At 66.6% G+C, this 17,474-nt stretch carries 23 protein-coding genes; 5 read left to right on the top strand and 18 right to left on the bottom strand.

The window, feature by feature from the left end:
• Window positions 1-11: 11 nt before the first annotated feature.
• From ACFRAH_RS14925 to ACFRAH_RS14905, 5 genes are all read right to left on the bottom strand, one after another.
• The gene (locus ACFRAH_RS14925; RefSeq protein WP_377991686.1) at window positions 12-995 is read right to left on the bottom strand and encodes an NAD(P)H-hydrate dehydratase; all 984 of its coding nucleotides are present in this window, start codon (window positions 993-995) and stop codon (window positions 12-14) included.
• Complete coding sequence (locus ACFRAH_RS14920; protein WP_377991685.1) at window positions 979-1,737, bottom strand: histidine phosphatase family protein; 759 nt, start codon at window positions 1,735-1,737, stop codon at window positions 979-981. Before ACFRAH_RS14920 ends, ACFRAH_RS14925 begins: the two co-directional genes overlap by 17 nt.
• A 170-nt stretch (window positions 1,738-1,907) precedes the next feature.
• The gene (locus ACFRAH_RS14915) at window positions 1,908-2,072 is read right to left on the bottom strand and encodes a hypothetical protein (RefSeq protein WP_377991684.1); all 165 of its coding nucleotides are present in this window, start codon (window positions 2,070-2,072) and stop codon (window positions 1,908-1,910) included.
• Between the two features lie 37 nt (window positions 2,073-2,109).
• Complete coding sequence (locus tag ACFRAH_RS14910) at window positions 2,110-3,207, bottom strand: LCP family protein (protein ID WP_377991683.1); 1,098 nt, start codon at window positions 3,205-3,207, stop codon at window positions 2,110-2,112.
• A 53-nt stretch (window positions 3,208-3,260) separates the two neighbouring features.
• Window positions 3,261-3,884: a low molecular weight phosphatase family protein gene (locus ACFRAH_RS14905; protein ID WP_377991682.1), complete on the bottom strand. Its 624-nt coding sequence runs from the start codon at window positions 3,882-3,884 to the stop codon at window positions 3,261-3,263.
• Window positions 3,885-4,084: 200 nt separating this feature from the next.
• On the opposite strand from ACFRAH_RS14905, the gene ACFRAH_RS14900 reads away from it, so the two are divergent.
• A complete protein-coding gene (locus ACFRAH_RS14900; protein WP_377991681.1) occupies window positions 4,085-5,200 on the top strand; it encodes an alkaline phosphatase family protein in 1,116 nt (371 codons plus the stop codon).
• On the opposite strand, the gene ACFRAH_RS14895 is transcribed toward ACFRAH_RS14900, so the two are convergent.
• On the bottom strand, window positions 5,137-5,610 hold the full coding sequence (locus ACFRAH_RS14895; RefSeq protein ID WP_377991680.1) for a hypothetical protein: 474 nt from the start codon (window positions 5,608-5,610) through the stop codon (window positions 5,137-5,139). The two genes, ACFRAH_RS14900 and ACFRAH_RS14895, sit on opposite strands and share 64 nt — an antisense overlap.
• A 106-nt stretch (window positions 5,611-5,716) precedes the next feature.
• On the opposite strand from ACFRAH_RS14895, the gene ACFRAH_RS14890 reads away from it, so the two are divergent.
• Both ACFRAH_RS14890 and ACFRAH_RS14885 read left to right on the top strand, forming a co-directional pair.
• On the top strand, window positions 5,717-6,268 hold the full coding sequence (locus ACFRAH_RS14890; protein ID WP_377991679.1) for a universal stress protein: 552 nt from the start codon (window positions 5,717-5,719) through the stop codon (window positions 6,266-6,268).
• A 71-nt stretch (window positions 6,269-6,339) separates the two neighbouring features.
• Window positions 6,340-6,627 (top strand): DUF6221 family protein, encoded by a 288-nt coding sequence (locus ACFRAH_RS14885; RefSeq protein WP_377991678.1) that lies wholly within the window; start codon window positions 6,340-6,342, stop codon window positions 6,625-6,627.
• A 40-nt stretch (window positions 6,628-6,667) separates the two neighbouring features.
• Here the strand turns inward: ACFRAH_RS14885 and ACFRAH_RS14880 are convergent, their stop codons facing one another.
• The 8 genes from ACFRAH_RS14880 to ACFRAH_RS14845 form a co-directional block, all read right to left on the bottom strand.
• Window positions 6,668-7,342: a DUF6766 family protein gene (locus ACFRAH_RS14880; protein ID WP_377991677.1), complete on the bottom strand. Its 675-nt coding sequence runs from the start codon at window positions 7,340-7,342 to the stop codon at window positions 6,668-6,670.
• A gap of 92 nt (window positions 7,343-7,434) precedes the next feature.
• A complete protein-coding gene (locus ACFRAH_RS14875) occupies window positions 7,435-7,845 on the bottom strand; it encodes a hypothetical protein (RefSeq protein ID WP_377991676.1) in 411 nt (136 codons plus the stop codon).
• Window positions 7,846-7,997: 152 nt separating this feature from the next.
• Window positions 7,998-8,225: a hypothetical protein gene (locus tag ACFRAH_RS14870; RefSeq protein WP_377991675.1), complete on the bottom strand. Its 228-nt coding sequence runs from the start codon at window positions 8,223-8,225 to the stop codon at window positions 7,998-8,000.
• Window positions 8,222-8,971 carry a GAF and ANTAR domain-containing protein gene (locus ACFRAH_RS14865; protein ID WP_377991674.1) on the bottom strand — a complete coding sequence of 250 codons (750 nt, stop codon included), beginning with the start codon at window positions 8,969-8,971 and terminating at the stop codon, window positions 8,222-8,224. The genes ACFRAH_RS14870 and ACFRAH_RS14865 overlap by 4 nt, the downstream gene beginning before the upstream one ends.
• A 102-nt stretch (window positions 8,972-9,073) precedes the next feature.
• Window positions 9,074-9,841: a GAF and ANTAR domain-containing protein gene (locus ACFRAH_RS14860; RefSeq protein WP_377991673.1), complete on the bottom strand. Its 768-nt coding sequence runs from the start codon at window positions 9,839-9,841 to the stop codon at window positions 9,074-9,076.
• 301 nt (window positions 9,842-10,142) lie between these two features.
• A complete protein-coding gene (locus tag ACFRAH_RS14855) occupies window positions 10,143-10,781 on the bottom strand; it encodes a DUF3618 domain-containing protein (protein WP_377991672.1) in 639 nt (212 codons plus the stop codon).
• The gene (locus ACFRAH_RS14850) at window positions 10,778-11,209 is read right to left on the bottom strand and encodes a phage holin family protein (protein ID WP_377991671.1); all 432 of its coding nucleotides are present in this window, start codon (window positions 11,207-11,209) and stop codon (window positions 10,778-10,780) included. The genes ACFRAH_RS14855 and ACFRAH_RS14850 overlap by 4 nt, the downstream gene beginning before the upstream one ends.
• The gene (locus ACFRAH_RS14845; RefSeq protein ID WP_377991670.1) at window positions 11,206-12,048 is read right to left on the bottom strand and encodes a hypothetical protein; all 843 of its coding nucleotides are present in this window, start codon (window positions 12,046-12,048) and stop codon (window positions 11,206-11,208) included. Before ACFRAH_RS14845 ends, ACFRAH_RS14850 begins: the two co-directional genes overlap by 4 nt.
• 324 nt (window positions 12,049-12,372) lie before the next feature.
• Between ACFRAH_RS14845 and ACFRAH_RS14840 the strand changes: the two genes are divergently transcribed.
• The gene (locus ACFRAH_RS14840; RefSeq protein ID WP_377991669.1) at window positions 12,373-13,836 is read left to right on the top strand and encodes a YdiU family protein; all 1,464 of its coding nucleotides are present in this window, start codon (window positions 12,373-12,375) and stop codon (window positions 13,834-13,836) included.
• Window positions 13,837-13,881: 45 nt separating this feature from the next.
• Here ACFRAH_RS14840 and ACFRAH_RS14835 read toward each other — a convergent pair whose 3' ends face one another.
• Both ACFRAH_RS14835 and ACFRAH_RS14830 read right to left on the bottom strand, forming a co-directional pair.
• Window positions 13,882-14,037 carry a hypothetical protein gene (locus ACFRAH_RS14835; protein WP_377991668.1) on the bottom strand — a complete coding sequence of 52 codons (156 nt, stop codon included), beginning with the start codon at window positions 14,035-14,037 and terminating at the stop codon, window positions 13,882-13,884.
• Window positions 14,038-14,258: 221 nt separating this feature from the next.
• Window positions 14,259-14,972 carry a GAF and ANTAR domain-containing protein gene (locus tag ACFRAH_RS14830; RefSeq protein WP_377991667.1) on the bottom strand — a complete coding sequence of 238 codons (714 nt, stop codon included), beginning with the start codon at window positions 14,970-14,972 and terminating at the stop codon, window positions 14,259-14,261.
• A 336-nt stretch (window positions 14,973-15,308) separates the two neighbouring features.
• On the opposite strand from ACFRAH_RS14830, the gene ACFRAH_RS14825 reads away from it, so the two are divergent.
• Window positions 15,309-15,896, top strand: a complete 588-nt coding sequence (locus ACFRAH_RS14825; protein ID WP_377991666.1) for an ArsR/SmtB family transcription factor — start codon at window positions 15,309-15,311, stop codon at window positions 15,894-15,896.
• 324 nt (window positions 15,897-16,220) lie between these two features.
• On the opposite strand, the gene ACFRAH_RS14820 is transcribed toward ACFRAH_RS14825, so the two are convergent.
• Both ACFRAH_RS14820 and ACFRAH_RS14815 read right to left on the bottom strand, forming a co-directional pair.
• Window positions 16,221-16,598, bottom strand: coding sequence for a VOC family protein (locus ACFRAH_RS14820; RefSeq protein WP_377991665.1), 378 nt, complete (start codon window positions 16,596-16,598; stop codon window positions 16,221-16,223).
• Window positions 16,599-16,881: 283 nt separating this feature from the next.
• The gene (locus tag ACFRAH_RS14815; protein ID WP_377991664.1) at window positions 16,882-17,373 is read right to left on the bottom strand and encodes a response regulator transcription factor; all 492 of its coding nucleotides are present in this window, start codon (window positions 17,371-17,373) and stop codon (window positions 16,882-16,884) included.
• Between the last annotated feature and the right edge of the window lie 101 nt (window positions 17,374-17,474).

Raw genomic sequence — 17,474 nt, 5'->3', positions numbered from 1 at the left:
GCGCGTTCGCCTTACGTGGCGAGTTCCATCATGAGCGGCGGCAGTTCGTCGGCGAGTTCCCGGGCCAGATAGCCGAGGCTGCCCACCCGGCTGGCCAGTCTGTCGCCTGCCGCTGCGTGCAGGTGCGTGCCCCAGCAGGCAGCCTGCACATCGCTGGTTCCCCGGGCCCGGAGCCCGGCGATGGCGCCGGCCAGGATGTCGCCGCTGCCTGAGGTTCCCAGCCCGCCGTAGCCGGTGGTGATTTCCCAGTGGTCCCCGGTGGCGGGGGAAGCGCTGTCAGGAGAGCCGCCGTCGGGGTTTCCGATGCCGGACTTTCCGACGCCGGGAGGCCCGGCAATCATGCCCTGGCAGCTCACCACCGCCCGGTACGCCCCGGCGAGTTCGACAACGTCCGCCGCCAAATCTTCTGCGCCACGGCCCAGCAGGATTCCCGCCTCGGTGGTGTTCGGCGTGAGGATCAGCCGGCCGGCCCAGGGGCCGAGTTCCTCGGCCAGCCGGGGGAGGGCGCCCAGGGCGTAGGCATCGAGCACCAGGGTCGGAGCATCATCTGACTTACGGGTGGCGTCGTGCTCGAGAAGCCCGCGCAGCAGCGCCTCGGTCTGCCCGATGTCATCCAGCCCCGGGCCAATCAGCACCACATCCGCAGAGTCATAATCCTCGAGCAGGTCCTGGAGTCCGGCGTCGCCCACCGACCCGCCGGGGGATTCCGGCAGTCCGATCACCCCTGCCTCGGGCAGCGTCACGGCCAGCTGAACCGCTACCGATTCGGCGACCGCCAACGTCACCCGCCCGGCCCCCGCGCGAAGGGCGGCCGTGCCGGCGAGCAACGCGGCGCCCGGGGTGCGTCGGCCTCCGCCCACCACCAACACCGCACCGCGGGAGTACTTGTTGGATCCCGCGGCGGGCAGCGGCCAGCTTCGCAGGAGCGTGGGAGTGATCAGGGTGCCGGCATTGTTTTTGGCTGCGGTGTCGGAGGGCTCAGCGCGGGTGGACATTGGTGTCCCCGGCGTGTTCGGTCACTTCGACGCCCTCCGCCATGAGGTGGTCGGCCACGTTGAAGCTTTCCAGCGTCCACGGCCCAACACCCTCCGGCCGGACGTAGCGGGTCAGTGAAGCGTTCAGGACCGGGTTTCTGACGGCAACGTCCAGGAGCTCCCGTTCGGACATGCCTTCCAGGATGTAGCGGAACAGCATGACGACCGCGTCATGGCACACCAGCATGACCCGGTGGCCGCTGCCCAGCGCGTTCAGTTCGCCGATGACGGAACGGAGCCGCAGCGCCACGTCCGCCCAGGATTCCCCGCCCGGCGGGCGGTAGTAGAACTTGCCGAGCCACCGCCGTCGTTCTGCCTCCTCGGGCAGCCGGGTTTCCACGCCAAAGGCCGTGAGCATGTCCAGGATGCCCAGCTCACGGTCGCGGAGGCGCTCGTCCGAGCGGACCGGGACGGGCCAGCCTGCCGTCTCCACGGCGATCTCAGCAGTCTGGTACGCGCGCATGTACGGGGAGGAGATGACGACGTCGGGCCGCCGGTCCTCGGGGACCGCCGCCAGAGCGCGGCCCAGGGCCGTCACCTGCTCCCGCCCTGTGGAGGAAAGCTCGACGTCGGCATCACGTGCCGGGACGGCGATCACCTCCGCGCCGGAAACCGTGGCGTCGGTGGCCGCCACGTTTCCCTGGCTCTCGCCGTGCCGGATCAGGATGAGCTCCACGGCGCCGGCGGTCCAGGCAGCGGGCACCGGTGCATCCTTGTTTGTTCCGTCAGCTGAGGTTCCGTTCTGTCCCACGATTGCACTCCCGTTTCGACCTAGGCCTGCGAATTTTCCACGTTACTAGTGCCGTACCCGGAATGTCGGCAGTGTAATCACCCGCCCCGGAACCCCGCACGCGTCCGCACGCGAGGGAGCGTTCAGGGGATGCGTTTGCCGCCCGAGCGGTTGAGGAAGAACACCAGCAGGGCCGCCAGCAGGAGGAAAGGCGCCACCCACAGCAGGAAAGCCACCGCCTTCACCGCCGCGCCCACGATGAAAAACAGCACGGCAATACCTGCGATGATCCAGATCAGCTTTTTCACTGGCTGCCCCTCCCGGTCGTCGTCAACGAAGCCAACATCACTTCCCCAGCGTCGCGGCGTACTGCCCCAGCCGGTCGTTCCCCAGGGCCGCGCCGACAGCGGCGGCGGCGCCGTAGTCCGGCAGGATAATGGACTGCCCATCGGTGCTGGTTCCGAATCCCGCCGTCGGAAGCGTGAAGAACACCGCGTCCTGCATCCTGACATTCCGCATGGTGTAGACGAGGCTCGCCAGCCCGGTCGCGTCCAGCCCCTTGTCCACCGTGATGTACTTCGACGCCGTGTTGACCAGCTTGTACAGGGTCACCGGGTTGGTCAAGGTGCGGGCGGACAGCAGCTTGGCCAGGGTGGAGCGCAGGAACAGCTGCTGGTTCGAGACCCGGTGAAAGTCGCCGTCGGCAAACGCGTAGCGCTCGCGGACGAACTCGAGGGCGCGCTGGCCTTGCAGCTTGTTCACTCCGGCAGGGAAATGTTGGTGCGTATCGAAACTGGCGGTGAACTCCACCGGATTGTTCACATCCACGCCGCCGAGCGCCTCGGTGATGCCCCTGAAGCCTTCGAAGTCGATCATGACGGCGTGCTGGATCCTCTGCCCGAACAGGGATTCCACGGTCCTCACGGCCAGCGGCATTCCGCCCTGTTCGAGCGAGGAGTTGATCTTGGCTTCACCGTACCCGGGGATCGGGACCCAGAGGTCGCGCATGAGCGAGATGCCGTAGGCGTGCTTCCCGTCGGCGGCCAGATGCACCAGCATGAGGACGTCCGCGCGCTGATTCGGCAGGCCGTTGGGTGCCGGCGCATCACCCTTGCGGTGGTCGCTGCCGATCAGCAGGATGTTCATGGGCAGCGCGGCCGGAGGTGGCGGTTTTACCGGTTTGGGCGCGGGCTTCTTGGTGGGTGAGGGCTTTTTGGTGGGCGTCTGCGTGGGACTTTCCGGTGCCGCGCTGATCTCCGTCTTGGCGGTCTGGGTGTTCCAGATCTGGGCCAGGCTGAAGAGGAAGCCGCCCGCCACCAGGGCAACCCCGAGCACCACTGCCAGTACTGCGTTGCGTACGGTCCGCTTGGGTTTGGTGCCGCCATCGGCACCCGGAGCGGGGTCGCCGTTGCCCCCTGCTCCCGGACTGTTCCGGGAATTCATGATCGGACGCTATCACCAAAAATCGTCCGTGAGAACGACGGCGGCCGGCTGGCTTAAGCGGGGACGTTCAGCCGGGCGAAACGCAGGATCGAGATGATCGCCGGGGCCAGTTCGTCCTCCATCTGCCGGTAGTACTCGGCACTGCGGCGGTAGGGGTCAACGACGTCGTTGTCCGCCGCGTCGGGGGCCAGCGCGAGGTGCCGGACCGATGCCGCCCGGGCGGGAAGCTTGCGCCAGAGCCTGGTGTTGGCCGCGAGCCGCTCACCGTTGAGGCCCGCCGCCGGGGGTGCCTGGCCCTCCCGCTCCTCGAGGACATCGAGCATCCTGGCGAACTCGCGGATGGTGAAGGTGCGCTTCAGCAGCGAGGCATCCAGCTGGAGCACCTCGCCCCGGTGGCCGGAGGTCATGGTGAGCACCAGGTCCACGTGCCGAAGGATCTTGCCCGACAGCTGGCGTGCCGCGAAGCCCTCCGCCGTGCCGCCGAAGGTGTGGATGATGTCCGTGGAGAGCGGCTGGACGGGTTCGCCCACCAGGGCCCGGGTCCCGGCGCTGCGCACCTCGAAGCCGCCGGGAAGGACCTGGTCCAGACCCGCCTGGAGCAGGCGTTCCGCCACGGGGGAGCGGCAGATGTTGCCCGTGCAGACGGTCAGAATTCGGACTGGTGAAGGCGATTCCACGTATTGACTCTCCCAGGCTGGTGCGCAGGACAGGTCTGTCCCACCGATTCAACTTAACATGCGGTCCCGCTCCCATTCCGGCAGGAGCATGGTGCGCCCTCCCAAACAACTCCCAGCTTTCTTTCATGCCGCGGCCGGGATAGCGGTGCCAGCATGGAGCCGGGACCGCGAAACGACGTCGCTGCAGAAGGCAGGATCCAATGAGAGCTGCTCTGATCCACAGGTGGCACCGGCACGGGTGGTACCGGCGCCCGCCGGCCGGCCGAACGCTCCTCCTGCCTGCCCTGCTGGCCGTGGCCGCCCTCTCGGGGCTGGCCGCCTGCGGAACGGGCCAGCCGCCGTCGCCCTCGCCGACGGCGGGAACAAAGCCCGGGCACGTGTTCGTGATCAACCTGGAAAACAAGTCCTTCCGGGACGTCTGGAACGACCAGTCGGACGCAGAGTACCTGTCCCAGACCCTGCGCCCGCAGGGCGTGCTGCTCAGCCGGTACTACGCCGTCGGGCATGCCAGCCTTCCCAACTACATCGCCCAGATCTCGGGGCAGGGCCCCAACTCCGCCACCAAGGGGGACTGCCCGGTGTATGAGGCTTTCGACTCGAGCGGAACATCATCGCTGGGCCAGGAGCAGGGCAGCGGCTGCGTGTACCCCCAGTCGGTGCCCACGGTTGCCGGCCAGCTGACCGCGGCCGGCAAAACCTGGAAGGCGTACATGGAGGATATGGGCGATCCGTGCCGCCATCCGGACCCCGGCACCGAGGATCCGGACCACGCGGCGGCGGAGGGTGACCAGTACGCCACCCGGCACAACCCGTTCGTGTACTTCGCCGGCATCACGTCCTCGCCCGAGTGCCAGCGCAACGACGTCGACTTCTCCCGCCTCGCGGGCGACCTTAAAAGCGTGGCAACCACACCGAACCTGTCCTACATCAGCCCCAACCTGTGCAATGACGGGCACGACAGCCCGTGCGTTGACGGGCGCGAAGGCGGCTTGGTCTCGGCCGATGTATGGCTCCGCCGGCATATTCCGGAGATTATGTCATCGCCGGCATACAAGCAGGACGGGATGCTGGTCATCACCTTCGACGAGGCCGAGGGCAAGGAAAGCGGCAAGGCTGAGCTGCCCGGGGGAGCGGCGGGCGGCCTGATCGGGACGTTGGTGCTCTCGCCGCTGGCGAGGGCGGGCACCACCTCGGACCGTTTGTACAACCACTACAGCCTGCTGGCCAGCATCGAGGATGCCTTCGGGCTGCCCTACCTCGGGTACGCGGCCGCGCCCGGGCTGAACCGCTTTGGGTCCGATGTTTTCAGCCGCTGAACCAGCAGGAACGCCAGGAGCGCAGCCGCGGCATGGGCGTACAGCAGCACATCCAGCGGCTGGCTCGGCACGCCGGCCAGCAGAACGCCTGGCCCGCTGAACTGCGCGGCGGACGAATGGCCGTGGCCGCCGCCCAGGGTGGTGGCCAGCGGATCGGAGAAGAACGCGAAAGCCCAGTGAACGGACTGCTGTCCGGCCCCGGCCAGCACCAGCAGGGCCCAGTTCGGAACACCCATGCGGGCCACGACGGTACCCGCCAAACTCAGCAGCGCAGCAGTGGCGACGACGATCGGCGCCGCAGGCACGGGATGCCCGGTCATAGCGTGGATGGTCAGGGCAAGGAGAACGCTGACCGACCCGAAGAGCCAGCCGGCAACGGCAAACTGCGTGCGACCTGCGCGTCCCGCCATGCGCCCATCCTCCACCAGGTTGGCTGCCCGTGCCAATGCCTCCTAGTAGGCTGACAATGAGAGTCACCCCGATCTGCCGTGAGGACAGCGTGGAATGGCAGCACTCATGAATGAGCCAGCGAAGAAGGCCGGGCTCCCCGCAGGGGAGGGCGGATTCGTCCCCCAGCGCATAGCAGGCCCCGTGGTGGCGGGCGTCGTGCCCGGGCAACCGCCCGCCGTCGTGCAAAGTGCCGCGCGGCTGGCCTACTCCCTGAACGTCAAGCTCATCTGTGCCTACGTGGACATCACGTCCTACCTCAGCAACGAGCGGGACGACCAGGACCTCCTGCAGTCGGCGGGGCAGGACGGAACCGTTGACGACGTCGAGCAAACCAGCGCCCGTCTCCGGGAGCACCTGCAGGCTGTCCTCGGCAGGGCCGGGATCCGGTGGTCGCTCCTGACCCTTGTCGGGGAACCGGCGCGGGCCCTTGCCCGGCTGGCCGAGTCGGCGGACGCCTCGGTCATCGTGGTGGGGACACGCGAAGGCAGGGTGGGCGCCCGGCTGGAGCAGCTGCTGCTTGGTTCCGTGGCCGTCCACCTCACGCACCGGCAGACCCGTCCGGTGGTTGTCGTTCCGCTGGCCCCGGAGAAGCGGCACCGCCCGAGGGAGGAAACCTGACGCCACACCGGCGCGATTGACCGTCCGGACCACGGACACTCTCCACCCACAATGAATGCGAGGGACTTCATATGGCCGACCTGATCGATTTTCTGGAGACGCGGATCGCTGAGGAGGAGGCGGATGCCCGGAAGGGACTGGAAGCGGAAGGTGCGGCGGGACCGGCCGTCGGCTGGTTCAACCCCGGCCGGGTGCTCTCAGAATGCGCGGCCAAACGGAAGATCCTGGGCAACGTCCCGCTGGTGACCGATGTTCCCACCGCCATCGGCGGCACCAGTGAATACGTCCTGATGGCCCTCGCCGCTGTGTACAAGGACCATCCGGATTACCAGGAAGGCTGGGCCGTCGACGGCCTGTGAGCCAGAGGCCGACGGCGGGCACCGCCCGGAGTGCCGGGTTCTAGCCTGTGGTGCCCGTATCGTCGTGCGCCGAGCCCACGGGCTTGGACTCGGGTGAGCCGCGCTGGCGGAGGTAGATCGACAGCACCACCATGGAACCGACGGCGAGGAATTCGGACTGCCAGTTCTGCAGCGTGCGGTTCCAGAACTCCGGCGAGACGATGTATTCCGTCCAGCTGACGGGCTGCTGGAAGTTCTGGATCTGCTCCTGGTTGTAGTTGCTGTTCCCGGCAATCGACTGGACCAGCCAGGACAGGACGAAGATCAGCCCCATCGTCAGCCCCAGCGAGTTGGAGTAGACGGTCCGCCGCCAGCCGGAGACGCGGGCCCACTTCGGCGATTTGGCGTTGCTGAACTCGCCCACAAGCTGTTCCTTGTCCGACTCGGGGCCGGGCTCGTTCAGCTCCTTGGACTCGGGGGACCCCTTCTGGACCAGCCAGATGGTGGCGAAGATGTACAGCAGGAACTGCAGGTACTCGGACTGCCAGTTTTCGGAGACGTCCACGGCAAAGTTCGACGAAACCAGGTATTGCGCGAAGCTGATTTGCTCCAGCCCGGCGGTGAGCTGTTCCTGGTTGTACAGGGCATGGCCGGTGATGGCCTGGCCCAGCAGGGCCAGCAGGAATATCAGGCCGAAGAACAGGCTGAGGCCGTTGTTTCTCAATGCTTTTTTCACAGTCCGCCTATCCGCGCATCAGGCCGATGGCGGCCATGTAGGCCAGGCCACCGAAGATCAGGACCAAGTAGAGGGTGAAGCTCCAGCGCATGTCAGTTGCCTCCTACTTCACAGGTATAGGGCGCGTCTTCCCCGTTGGGCTTGCAGCCGGCGGCCGTGACCTTCCAGCCCCCTCCGGAGACGGCCAGGAAGACGGCGTCGTTTTCGAATTGCACGAAGGCGTCCTGACCGTACTGCTCGGTGCGCAGCAGTTTCCCGGGATCCGGGAACTGCGCCTTCTTCAGCTGGCTCGCACAGCTGCCGTCGTCGCTGGAGCGGGCTGTCTCCTCCCGCGTGTGGGGCTGCAGCAGCGCACAGGCCGCGGTCATGTCCGAGCCGGCCACGGCGCGGTGGAATGCCTCGGCCGCACCGGTGGAGGCTGTTCCCTCTGGAGCGCAACCGGACAGCACCACCATTGCAAGCAGTGCTGGCAGCAGGCCCCCGGCTGCCCTACGCGTCTTCACGTTCTTCGCTCACGGGAGATCCTCCTACAGGGAACGGCAATAATAATAAGGCTACTTATTGTTTAGTCCGTGCCGGCAGCGCCGTCAAGTTCGACGTCGAAAGTCACCTTTAGGGGCTGTCGGACGACGGCGGCACTCACCCGGGTGCCGGATCAGTCCGCTGACGAGTTTCCCAGTTCGTAGATGGCGTGGTCCAAGAGGTCCCGCTGGATGGGGCGCAGCATGTAAGAACCGTGCAGGTAGGCCTCGATCTCCAGGGCTCCGGCGTCGCCGCCGATGCTGAAGTAGTGCATCCAGAGTTTGTCGATCTCAAGGTCCGTCTGCCGGAATGCCTTGGCAGTCCGTTCCCGCTGGGCCTCTCCGTCAGGTTCAACACTCATGGCGTCCGATCGAGGTCCGTCCTCGGTTCGAGGATTCCACGGGCCACGGTGCTCAGGCGTGCATCCTCGTCCCGGGAGCGCGCCATCATGACCTGCAGGGCGTCCCGCTCCCCGACCTGAAGCCGTTCCATGAGGACGCCCTTTGCCATGTCAATGACACTCCGGGTGTGCAGGGCGTCCTTCAGGGCCTCGCTGAGGGTGGCGGCGCGTTCCCGCGCCTGCAGGTTGGACAGGAAGAGCGCTGCAGGTCCGGCGAGGAGGGAGAGGATCTGCTCGCTGTGCTCGTCAAAGGCATGCGGGCGGTCTGCGTAGACCTTCAAGGCTCCGATGGGCTCCGGCTCGCTGGAACCGGAGATGTCCGGCACCAGCAGTGGGACGCTGATGCACGACAGCAGGCCGAGGGGAGCGCTGGCGGCGCTCCATTCCGGCCAGCGCCGGTCCGTGCGAACATCGTCCACACGGACAATCCGGCCCCCGGCCCAGGCGGACAGGCAGGGACCCTGCCCGAGGTCGTACTGCAGCCGGTCAGCCTCTTTAACCAAGGCGTTCGTCGATGCCGTGCTGGTTGGCCTGCCTTGGGCGTCGATGAGCGTGCCGCCGGCGCCCATGCTGCCGGCCAGGCTCTCGTGCGCTACCTGCGCCAGACTTTCCACGGCCCGGTCAACCACTGGCTCCGTGAGGAGCAGGCCCGAAACCCAGGCGAACATCTCAGGCAGTTCCGCTGCCTTTGGGTGCTTCCGCGTCACAGGGTGGCCTCACATCTCATCGGGGTCAGGAACATCCCTCTGGGCGGTACGTCCGGCAGGTGCTCTCCATCATAGTCACGGGCTTCCTGGCCAATGGCCCGCTCACTCGGCCGTCGTGTCGTCACGGTATGCCTGCTTGGGAAGCTGTGCACCGTTGAGGATGTCCGTTGCTATCTGCTTCAGCTGTTGTCTGTTGGATTGCGCCATTCTGTGGAGAACCTCGGCCGCCTCCTCGCGGCTGCCGCGGGTCTGGGCCATGACCAGGCTGAGGGCTGCGTCAATGACCGCCCTGGACTGCAGGGCGCCGTGCAAGCCTTCAGGGAGGATGGTCAGACGGTGGACGCGAATCGCCAGCCGGAGCACGCGGGACAGTGCCGCGGCGTACGACTGCACCGCCTCGATGGTCACCGCATCAAATGCGGAAGTGCTCCTGGCATAGCAGTTCAGGGCGGCTGCTGCCTGCGGTCCGGCGTCGATTGGCACCGCAAGGACCGATACGACGCCGTCGGCTGTGACTGCCTGCCAGTATTGGTGCCAGCGTTCGGACGTTTCGAGGTCCTTGACCAGCACCATCCTGTCCTCCCTCAATGCGGTCAGGCAGGGGCCGTCGTCGAACCAATACTGCCTCTCATCCATCTGCCTGGCGCTTTCGCTGCTGCTGGCCACGGTGATGAGTCGTCCGTCCCGCTCGACGGAGATCGCACACAACATCGGATCTGGCACGGCGAGTTGTGATGCAGAGAAGACTGCCAGCTCGAGGAGGAAGTCATCAAACCCCGGGCTTTCAAGCAACAGGTCCTGCAATTGCTCCAGCGTCGGCGCGGGAATTTGCCCGAACGTCGGCGGCTGGCCGGACTCGGCGGCGGCCATCGCATGTCTCGATCTACTGGAAGCCGGATGCTCCGATCCACTACTTGCAACCGGACGTACGGTCCGGGGATGACCGCGGGCTCCCGTCCGCGGCCTTGTGGCGACGAAAAGGACGACCGCACCCGCAAGGCCCTGCCCGGCAGGAATCCTCGCTCTTGATGGGCGCTTCGCCTTCATTTTGAGCCTACTCCCTTTGTGCCACGCGGGATACGAGCGATGGGGCGGGGCGGACGAGGAACGCTACACCCCGTGTACCGGGATGTAGCGTTCCAAGATGTCCGCTGATGGGCGCGACTTCCGGCTAGGTGTTTTGGACGTGGTCTTTGGCGTCGGTGGCGGTTGCTTTGACGTCTTGGGCGGCGGTTTGGCCTTCGTCCTTGACGTGTTGGGCGGCGTCGGTGGCGGTGGCCTTGACGTTTTCCATGGCTTCCTGGGCGGGTTCCTTCCAGCCTTGGGCCATGTCTTTGGCGGCCTCGGTCAGTTGGGTGGTGACCGGTTCGGCTGCGGTTTTGAGGGCGTCGGCGGCTTCGCGTTCCTTCTCGCTGGGCGGGATGAGGGAGGAGACGAGCAGTCCGGCGCCGAAGGCGATGAGTCCGGCGGCCAGGGGGTTGCCCTGGGTTTTCGCGGCGACCTGGCGGGGTGCGCCGGCGATCGCTTCGCCGGCGTCGTGGAGGGCGTTGCCGGCGGCGTCGGTGGCCTGGTGGACCCCGCCGGAGGTGGCGTGTGCGGCGTGGTGGAGGCTGCCGGTGGCGGAGTGGGTGTGTTCGGGGGAGCCCATGACTTTCTCCTTTGCTCCGAAGACGGCGTCGCGGACCTTGTTGGTTTGGCGGTGGACGATGTTGGAGGGGGTGACTTTGTCCGCGACGGCGTCCACGTTGGTGCCGAGGCGGGCGCGGGTGGCTTCGATGTCGGCGCGGATGGCGTCCGGGTTCTCGCTCATCGGTGGTCTCCGTTCGGTTTGAGGGTGGGCGGGATTTCCTTGGCCGTTTCGAGGGTTTGGGGCAGGCCCTTGATGTTTTTGAGTTCTTTGCGTCCGGTGGTGGCGAGGATCGCGGCGATGATGCCCCAGATGATGGCGACGACGACGGCGGACCAGCCCAGGTCCATGAGCTCGCCGAGGGCGTACCAGAGGGCGACGGAGAGGAACAGGAGCACGAAGTGTCCGGCGATGCCGGCGCCGGCGAGCATGCCGCCGCCCTTGCCGGCGCGGGTGCCGGATTGTTTGAGTTCGGCTTTGGCGAGTTCGATTTCCTGCCGCATCAGGGTGGACAGGTCCCGGGTGACCTCACCGAGGAGGTCACCGAGGGAGGTGGTGTCGGCCTTCGCGTGCGCGGCCGCGTGCTGTGCGTCGGGTATCTGGCTGCTCACAGGGGACGCCCCCCACCCTCGGCATACGGGTCCTCGGGATCCCGCAGCGGAACGCCTGCTGAACCAGGCGCGTCAAAGCCGGGGCGGGCAGGTTCGCCGTACACGGTCTCCGCATAGGTCGTCGGGGTTGCCTGCGGCGCGTCATAAAGGGGAGCGGCAGGTGCCGCTGTCAGGCTGCTTTCTGTGACCGGCGGCTGGACCGGGTACTGGGGCAGGGTTCCGGCTGCCGATCCGTAGCCGTTTGCGGTTGTGGCTTCCGGGGCGCCGGCCTGCAGGCTGCGGCCGAGGCGTCCGGCCAGCAGGCCCGCGCCTGCGGCGAGGAGCAGGAAGGTGCCGGGGCGTTGGCGGGCGAAGGACTTGACCTCGTCCAGCAGTGAGCCGGGGTCCCGGTTGTCGAGCCAGGAGGCGACGTCTGAGGAGCGGTCGGCGGCCTGCCGGATCAGGTCCGAGGCCACGCCCTGCTGGTCCGGTGCGTCGGCCATGGTTCGCAGCTGCGAGGAGATGTTGCGGATGCCTTCGGCGGCCTTGGTCTGCTGGGTGCCGGCCTGGCTGGTCAGGTCCGACTTTGCCTGGTGCAGCAGGTCCCGGGCGCTGTTCTTGGCTTCATAGGCGACGTTCTTCGCCTCGGACTTGGCAGTGTCCGCCACATTCTGGGCTGCCCCCGCCGCGTGTCCTGCCACATTCGCGGCCTCGTCCTTCGCCACGTCCTTCTTGGAGGCATCATCCTGGTATCCGGTGGTGCCGTAGCCGGTAGTGCCCAATCCGGTTGCTTCCGAGCCGGTGGTGTCCGGGTAGCCCGTTGTGCCCGGTCCGGTGCCAAATGGGTTCTCGGTCATCATTGCTCTCTTTCCTTTGAGGGTTAGCTGCTGCTGATGAACCAGCACCCAGCAATGGTAAGCATGATTACCATCGAATAGTAAGTAGACTTCCTACATGGTCCGAATTTCGCCCTCACGTCCTGCACTAAAGCCACCGACGCTGTCTCAGATCCTGCCGGCCAAAAGCAAACGCTCCTTCACGGCGTGAAGGGGCGTTTGTCGGTTCGCTGCGAAAGCTGAGAGAGGGTTGCCGCTTTTCCTGCGAGAAGGTGAGGAAGCGTCGGTGGGGCGGCGGCGAAAGGTGAGGAGGCGTTGGGGGAAGGCGGGCGAACGTATGCTTGAAAGATGAGCGCTGCAGCCGCATCAACCGTCACCTTTGAAAGCCGCTTCGCCACGGAGCTTGCCGAGATGGGCATCCCCTGGAAGGCGGAGGAGGTCCCGAACCCGCGGCTGCTGGTCCTGAACGAGCCGCTGGCCGCCGAACTGGGCTTTGACCCCGGCTTCCTCAGGAGTCCGGAGGGGCTTCGCCTGCTCATCGGAAATGACGTCCCCGCCGGCGCCGCACCAGTTGCGCAGGCCTACTCAGGCCACCAGTTTGGCGGGTTTTCGCCGCGGCTCGGTGACGGCCGTGCGCTCCTGCTCGGTGAGATTTCCGACGCCGGCGGCCGCCTGCGCGACATCCACCTGAAAGGCTCCGGCCGGACACCCTTTGCCCGGGGAGGGGACGGTTTCGCCGTCGTGGGGCCCATGCTGCGCGAATACATCGTCAGCGAGGCGATGCACGCGCTGGGCATTCCCACCACCCGGTCTCTTGCCGTCGTCGCCACGGATCGTCCCGTCCAGCGGGAGACCGTGCTGCCGGGAGCGGTCCTCACGCGCGTCGCGGGCAGCCATCTGCGGGTGGGAAGTTTCCAGTACGCCCGGGTGGCCGGTGACGACGGACTGCTGCGCCGCCTTGCCGACCATGCGATCGCCCGCCACTATCCGGACGCGGCGGAGGCGGACAATCCGTATCTGGCCCTGTTCGATGCGGTGATAGGCGCCCAGGCCGCGCTGCTGGCCCGGTGGATGCTGGTGGGCTTCATCCATGGCGTCATGAACACGGACAACATGGCGATCTCGGGCGAGACTATCGACTACGGCCCGTGCGCCTTCATGGACGCATTCGACCCCGCCACCGTCTACAGCTCCATCGACGAGAACGGCCGTTACGCCTACGCCAACCAGCCCCTCATCGCAGAGTGGAACCTCACCCGTTTGGCAGAGGCGCTCCTTCCGCTGTTCGACGACGACGAGGAGCGGGCGGTCGAGCGGGCCCAGGAGTCGCTGGGTGAATTCCGCCGGCAGTACAGTTCCGCATGGCTGGCGGGCATGAAGGCGAAGCTCGGACTGCACGGCGGCGTCGCCGATGACGTGGCTTCGCACCTGATTGACGACCTGCTCGGGCTTCTGCAGGAGGGGCGGGTCGACTATACGTCGTTCTTCCGCCGGCTTGGAAGCGCAGCCCGCGGCAATGGCGGGCCGGCGCGGAGCATGTTCACGGAGCCGGATGCGTTCGGCGCCTGGACCGAGCGGTGGAGGACCCTGAATCCGGACGCGGACCGAATGGACCGGGTCAACCCCGCGTATGTGCCCCGCAACCACCTCGTTGAGGAAGCACTGGCCGCGGGGACCAATGGTGACCTTGAGCCGCTCGGGCGATTGCTTGAAGCGGTGACAGACCCCTATAACGAGCGTCCCGGCGTCGAACGCTATAAGGAGGCCGCGCCGGAAAGCTTTGGTCCCTACCGGACCTTCTGCGGAACCTGAGTTCCGTGGCCGGCAGTTCCCTGGCCCGGCGCCGGGCCAGCCGGCTTAGCTGGCGCCGGGGTGTACCAGGGTGTCCGCTTCCAGCTCGCTGGCCGGCGCGTCGGCCAGGCCCTGCGGCGTGAGGTCCAGGTCGTCCAGAGCGGCCACAGCTGCGTTCGGGGCGGCGTTCAACCCGGCACCCGGGGCAATGTTGTTAGTCATGTTCTCTGTCTCCTGAAGTAAGCGGGACGTGCATTTGTGTGCTGACTGGCTATTTTCCTTGGAACTGCGCCGCGCGCCAAAATTGCGCCGAGCTGAGAAATGCTGTAGCCGGGCACGGTCTAACCGTCCGGAACCCCCGCTGTGAGGTGGTGGACGACGGCGGCAGCCTCCTCGTGCGCACGCCGATCGGGCCCGTGTGAAGGCAGTTTTATGACGGCCGGTTACACCTCACCGCCGCCGATGATGTCCTGGGCGAGCTGGTGCAGCGGTTCGTTCCGGCGCCGGGACGCGCTGATGAGGGTGGCGAGTGCCTGATCGCGGCTGACATGGAGCCGTTCCATCACGATTCCGGAGGCTGTTCCGATCGCGTCGCGGGCGCCGAGTGCGCTGATGAGCCCGTCGCTGAGGCGTTGTGCAGCGTCGCGGGCCTGCGTGTTGGCAAGCATCAGTGCGGCGGGCCGGGCAAGCAGTTCGAGCAGGCGGATGGCCTTGGAATCGAATCCGTTCGGAATGGGGGAGTAGACCTTCAGCGCCCCGATGGCGCCGTCGGGGGTTGATAGCGGCGTGCTGATCACCGCGCGGACGGGCAGGTCTGCGATGGCGCGGCTCCAGGCGGGCCAGCGGTGGTCGGTGCGGGTGTCCTGGACCGTCACGGTTGTCTGCTGTGCCCAGGCAGTCAGGCATGGCCCCTGCCCCAGATCGTACTGGAGCTGGTCTGCCTGCAGGGTGTCGGGATCAGTGGAGGCCGTGCTGGTGCGCCGCCCGCGCGTGTCCATCAAGCTGACCCCGGCCCCCAGGGTCCCGGGAATGGCTTCCTTCAGGGCCTGGGCGAGCGCCGAAACGGCCTCGTCGACGGTCTCGTGGGTCAGCAAAAGGTCGGCGATCCGGGCGGTGAGAGCCGCCAGTTCGTCCGCAAGGGGCAGGTTGGCCTGCATCAGGGCCTCGCCGGAATATGGCGGGATGGCCCGCAGGAACCTGGCTGGCCGTGGGGGAGAATCCCGGGCCGTGCAAGGGTGGCTGCTAAGACGGGCATGCGTGTTCGTTCCTTTCCTGGGCCCGCAGCCTGCCGCGCCGTCCCGGTGGCAGACTGCCGCGTTGAAAATGATTTAACACAATTATTTCAGTGCGGGACGTTTGCCGGGAGGGGGGTGGGCCTTTGAATGACAACGAATTCACACATCAGATCCGGTCGACCACGCGGATCCCATTGCGCCGATGAGTGTTTTGTGGGGAGATAATCGGTTAAGACTTTCTGTCAGATTGGGGCTGCTGTGACGGAACGTGCAGGACTCAGGGAACGGTTCGCGGCTGGGGAAGCCGAACTGTTCAAGGCGCTGGCGCACCCTGCCAGGGTCCATGTGCTGGCTGTGCTCGCGTCCGGCCCCGCCAGCGTTGCGGAACTGTGCTCTGCCACAGGATTGAAGCCTTCACATCTGGCCGGCCAGCTCGCACAGCTGCGTGCCCAGCACCTTGTGACCGGACGCCGGACCGGCGGGCGCCTGCAGTACTGGCTGTCCGTTCCCGAGATCGCAGACCTGCTCTTTGCCGCCGAATCCGTGTTGCGTGCCCGGGCTGTGGCCGCCGCGGACGGTCTGGCGGGCATCGGCGCATCCCGCACAGGCTCCGGCTCCGGCCTGGACCTGGGCGACGAGAGCATCCTGACCGACGAGTCGGCGGCTCGGCTGGAGGAGTCCTTGGGAAGGCGCGCCCTGGTAACCGACGCCGTCCGGACCGTGAGCGCCCGGACCGGCCGCAGCGCGGAGCAGGTCCTGGCTGGTTTCCTGGCCCAGGCCCGGGAGCGCAGCCTTACGGTGGCCGAGGTGTCCAGCGAGGCAGTTGGGGAGCGCGGCGCCCAGTGACACTCGCGCCAGGTCCGGGGCTTCCGCGTCCGGGAGGCCTCAGTTTGTGTGCCGCCCGGTTTGCGCACTAAGGGTTAGTGCTATTGACGCCATGCCGCCGCTGGGCGAGACTCGTAATTGAGGAATTGATGAATTCATAGTTTCTTCAATTCCTCTCCATTGGGGGCCCTCTGCTCCAGCGGGGCAGAGGGATCAAACATCGCGGGGCAGGTCGATGCTTCACCGCCCGGGGGGCCGCGCAATAGACGGATGGGGGCCGGAACAGCGTGGTTCCGACCCCTTTCCGGTTATCGGGCCATCCCGGCTAAGCTCCGGGTTCCCGGCCTACGGCATTTCGAAGATGCTCAGAATATTGCCCTCGCTGTCCAGGAACCAGGCGGCCTTGCCCGCATCCGAGGTGGCAATGCCGTTCTCGGTTTTCACGCCGGGGAAGTCGTACTCCTCGAAGACAACGCCGCGGCTCCGTAATTCCTGTACGTCGCGCTCGACGTCGTCCGTTACCCAGCCCATCTGGGTGTTCTTGGCCGTGCCCGCGTTGTCTGTCTGGTACAGCAGGAACCTGGTGCCGTTGCCGCACCGGTACATGACGTTGTCGTCCGCGGGCTCAATGGGTTCCAGTCCCAGCTTGTCCCGGTAAAAATCCTTCGCCCTGCCCACGTCCTTCGCCGGAAGGACAGCCGCGACTTCTATGTCACCAAGCATGACAGTTCACTCCTCGTTGAGTTGATGGCGCTGGTCCCCCAGGATCGGCTCCGGGAACGGACTGATGTCCTTGCCCGGGCCGCGTGGCCGCCCGTATTCGCCGACAGCCGGGGCGGCCACCTGGGACTCTGCGCCGCTCCACCGGCTTCACCGGCGCACAGGGTCCCCGAAGTTTATGGGGACATTATGGAGCCGAAGTGCCACCTGCGCCTACAGTGCGCGGACAGGAAAGTACGACGCCGGACGGCTGGCTGCCGCTGTTGCCGGCCGGGCTGCTGCCCGGTCAGGCGCGGGACTCGAGGCGGTGGGCCGTCAGCGGACCCACGGGGCAAAGCCTGTTGACCGTCTCCGTGAGCTGCCGCGGGCGGAAGGGCTTGATCAGGTAGGCGGCGGCTCCCGATGCCATGCCGGCTATTTCGTCGTCGAGTTCTGCCCGGGCGGTGATGAACAGCATCGGTGCCTCGGAGCGGGCGCGGATGTGCTGCGCAACCTCCAGGCCGTCCATGTCCGGCAGATTCAGGTCCACGGTCACCAGGGCGGGGTGGTGTTCCCACGCCGCGGCAACCCCGTCAGCGCCGTTGCCCACCGCGTGCACGTCAAATCCGATCTTTGCCAGGATCAGACTGAGCAGATCGCGAATATCCCGGTCATCCTCGATTATCAGGCAAAGCCCCCGTGAACCCAACGTGCCCCCCGGCCTGTAGTAGGTGTGCACAGTGTAAGGGGCAAAGCTCAAGACGGGAGGGGCTGAGGCGTCAAAAAAGCCCCGCACCATCGTGAAGGCGGTGCGGGGCTTCCCGGGGACACCATCCGCATGGGGGAATAGGATGGGCCCCGCACAAAGTTACCCGTGCGTAGTTTTGTCTTTCAACTGTA

Origin of the sequence: Arthrobacter sp. NPDC056727 (genome assembly GCF_042790555.1) — a bacterium.
In the GTDB taxonomy this organism is placed as follows: Bacteria; Actinomycetota; Actinomycetes; order Actinomycetales; family Micrococcaceae; genus Arthrobacter.
This window is presented reverse-complemented; position numbering and strand designations above follow the sequence as displayed.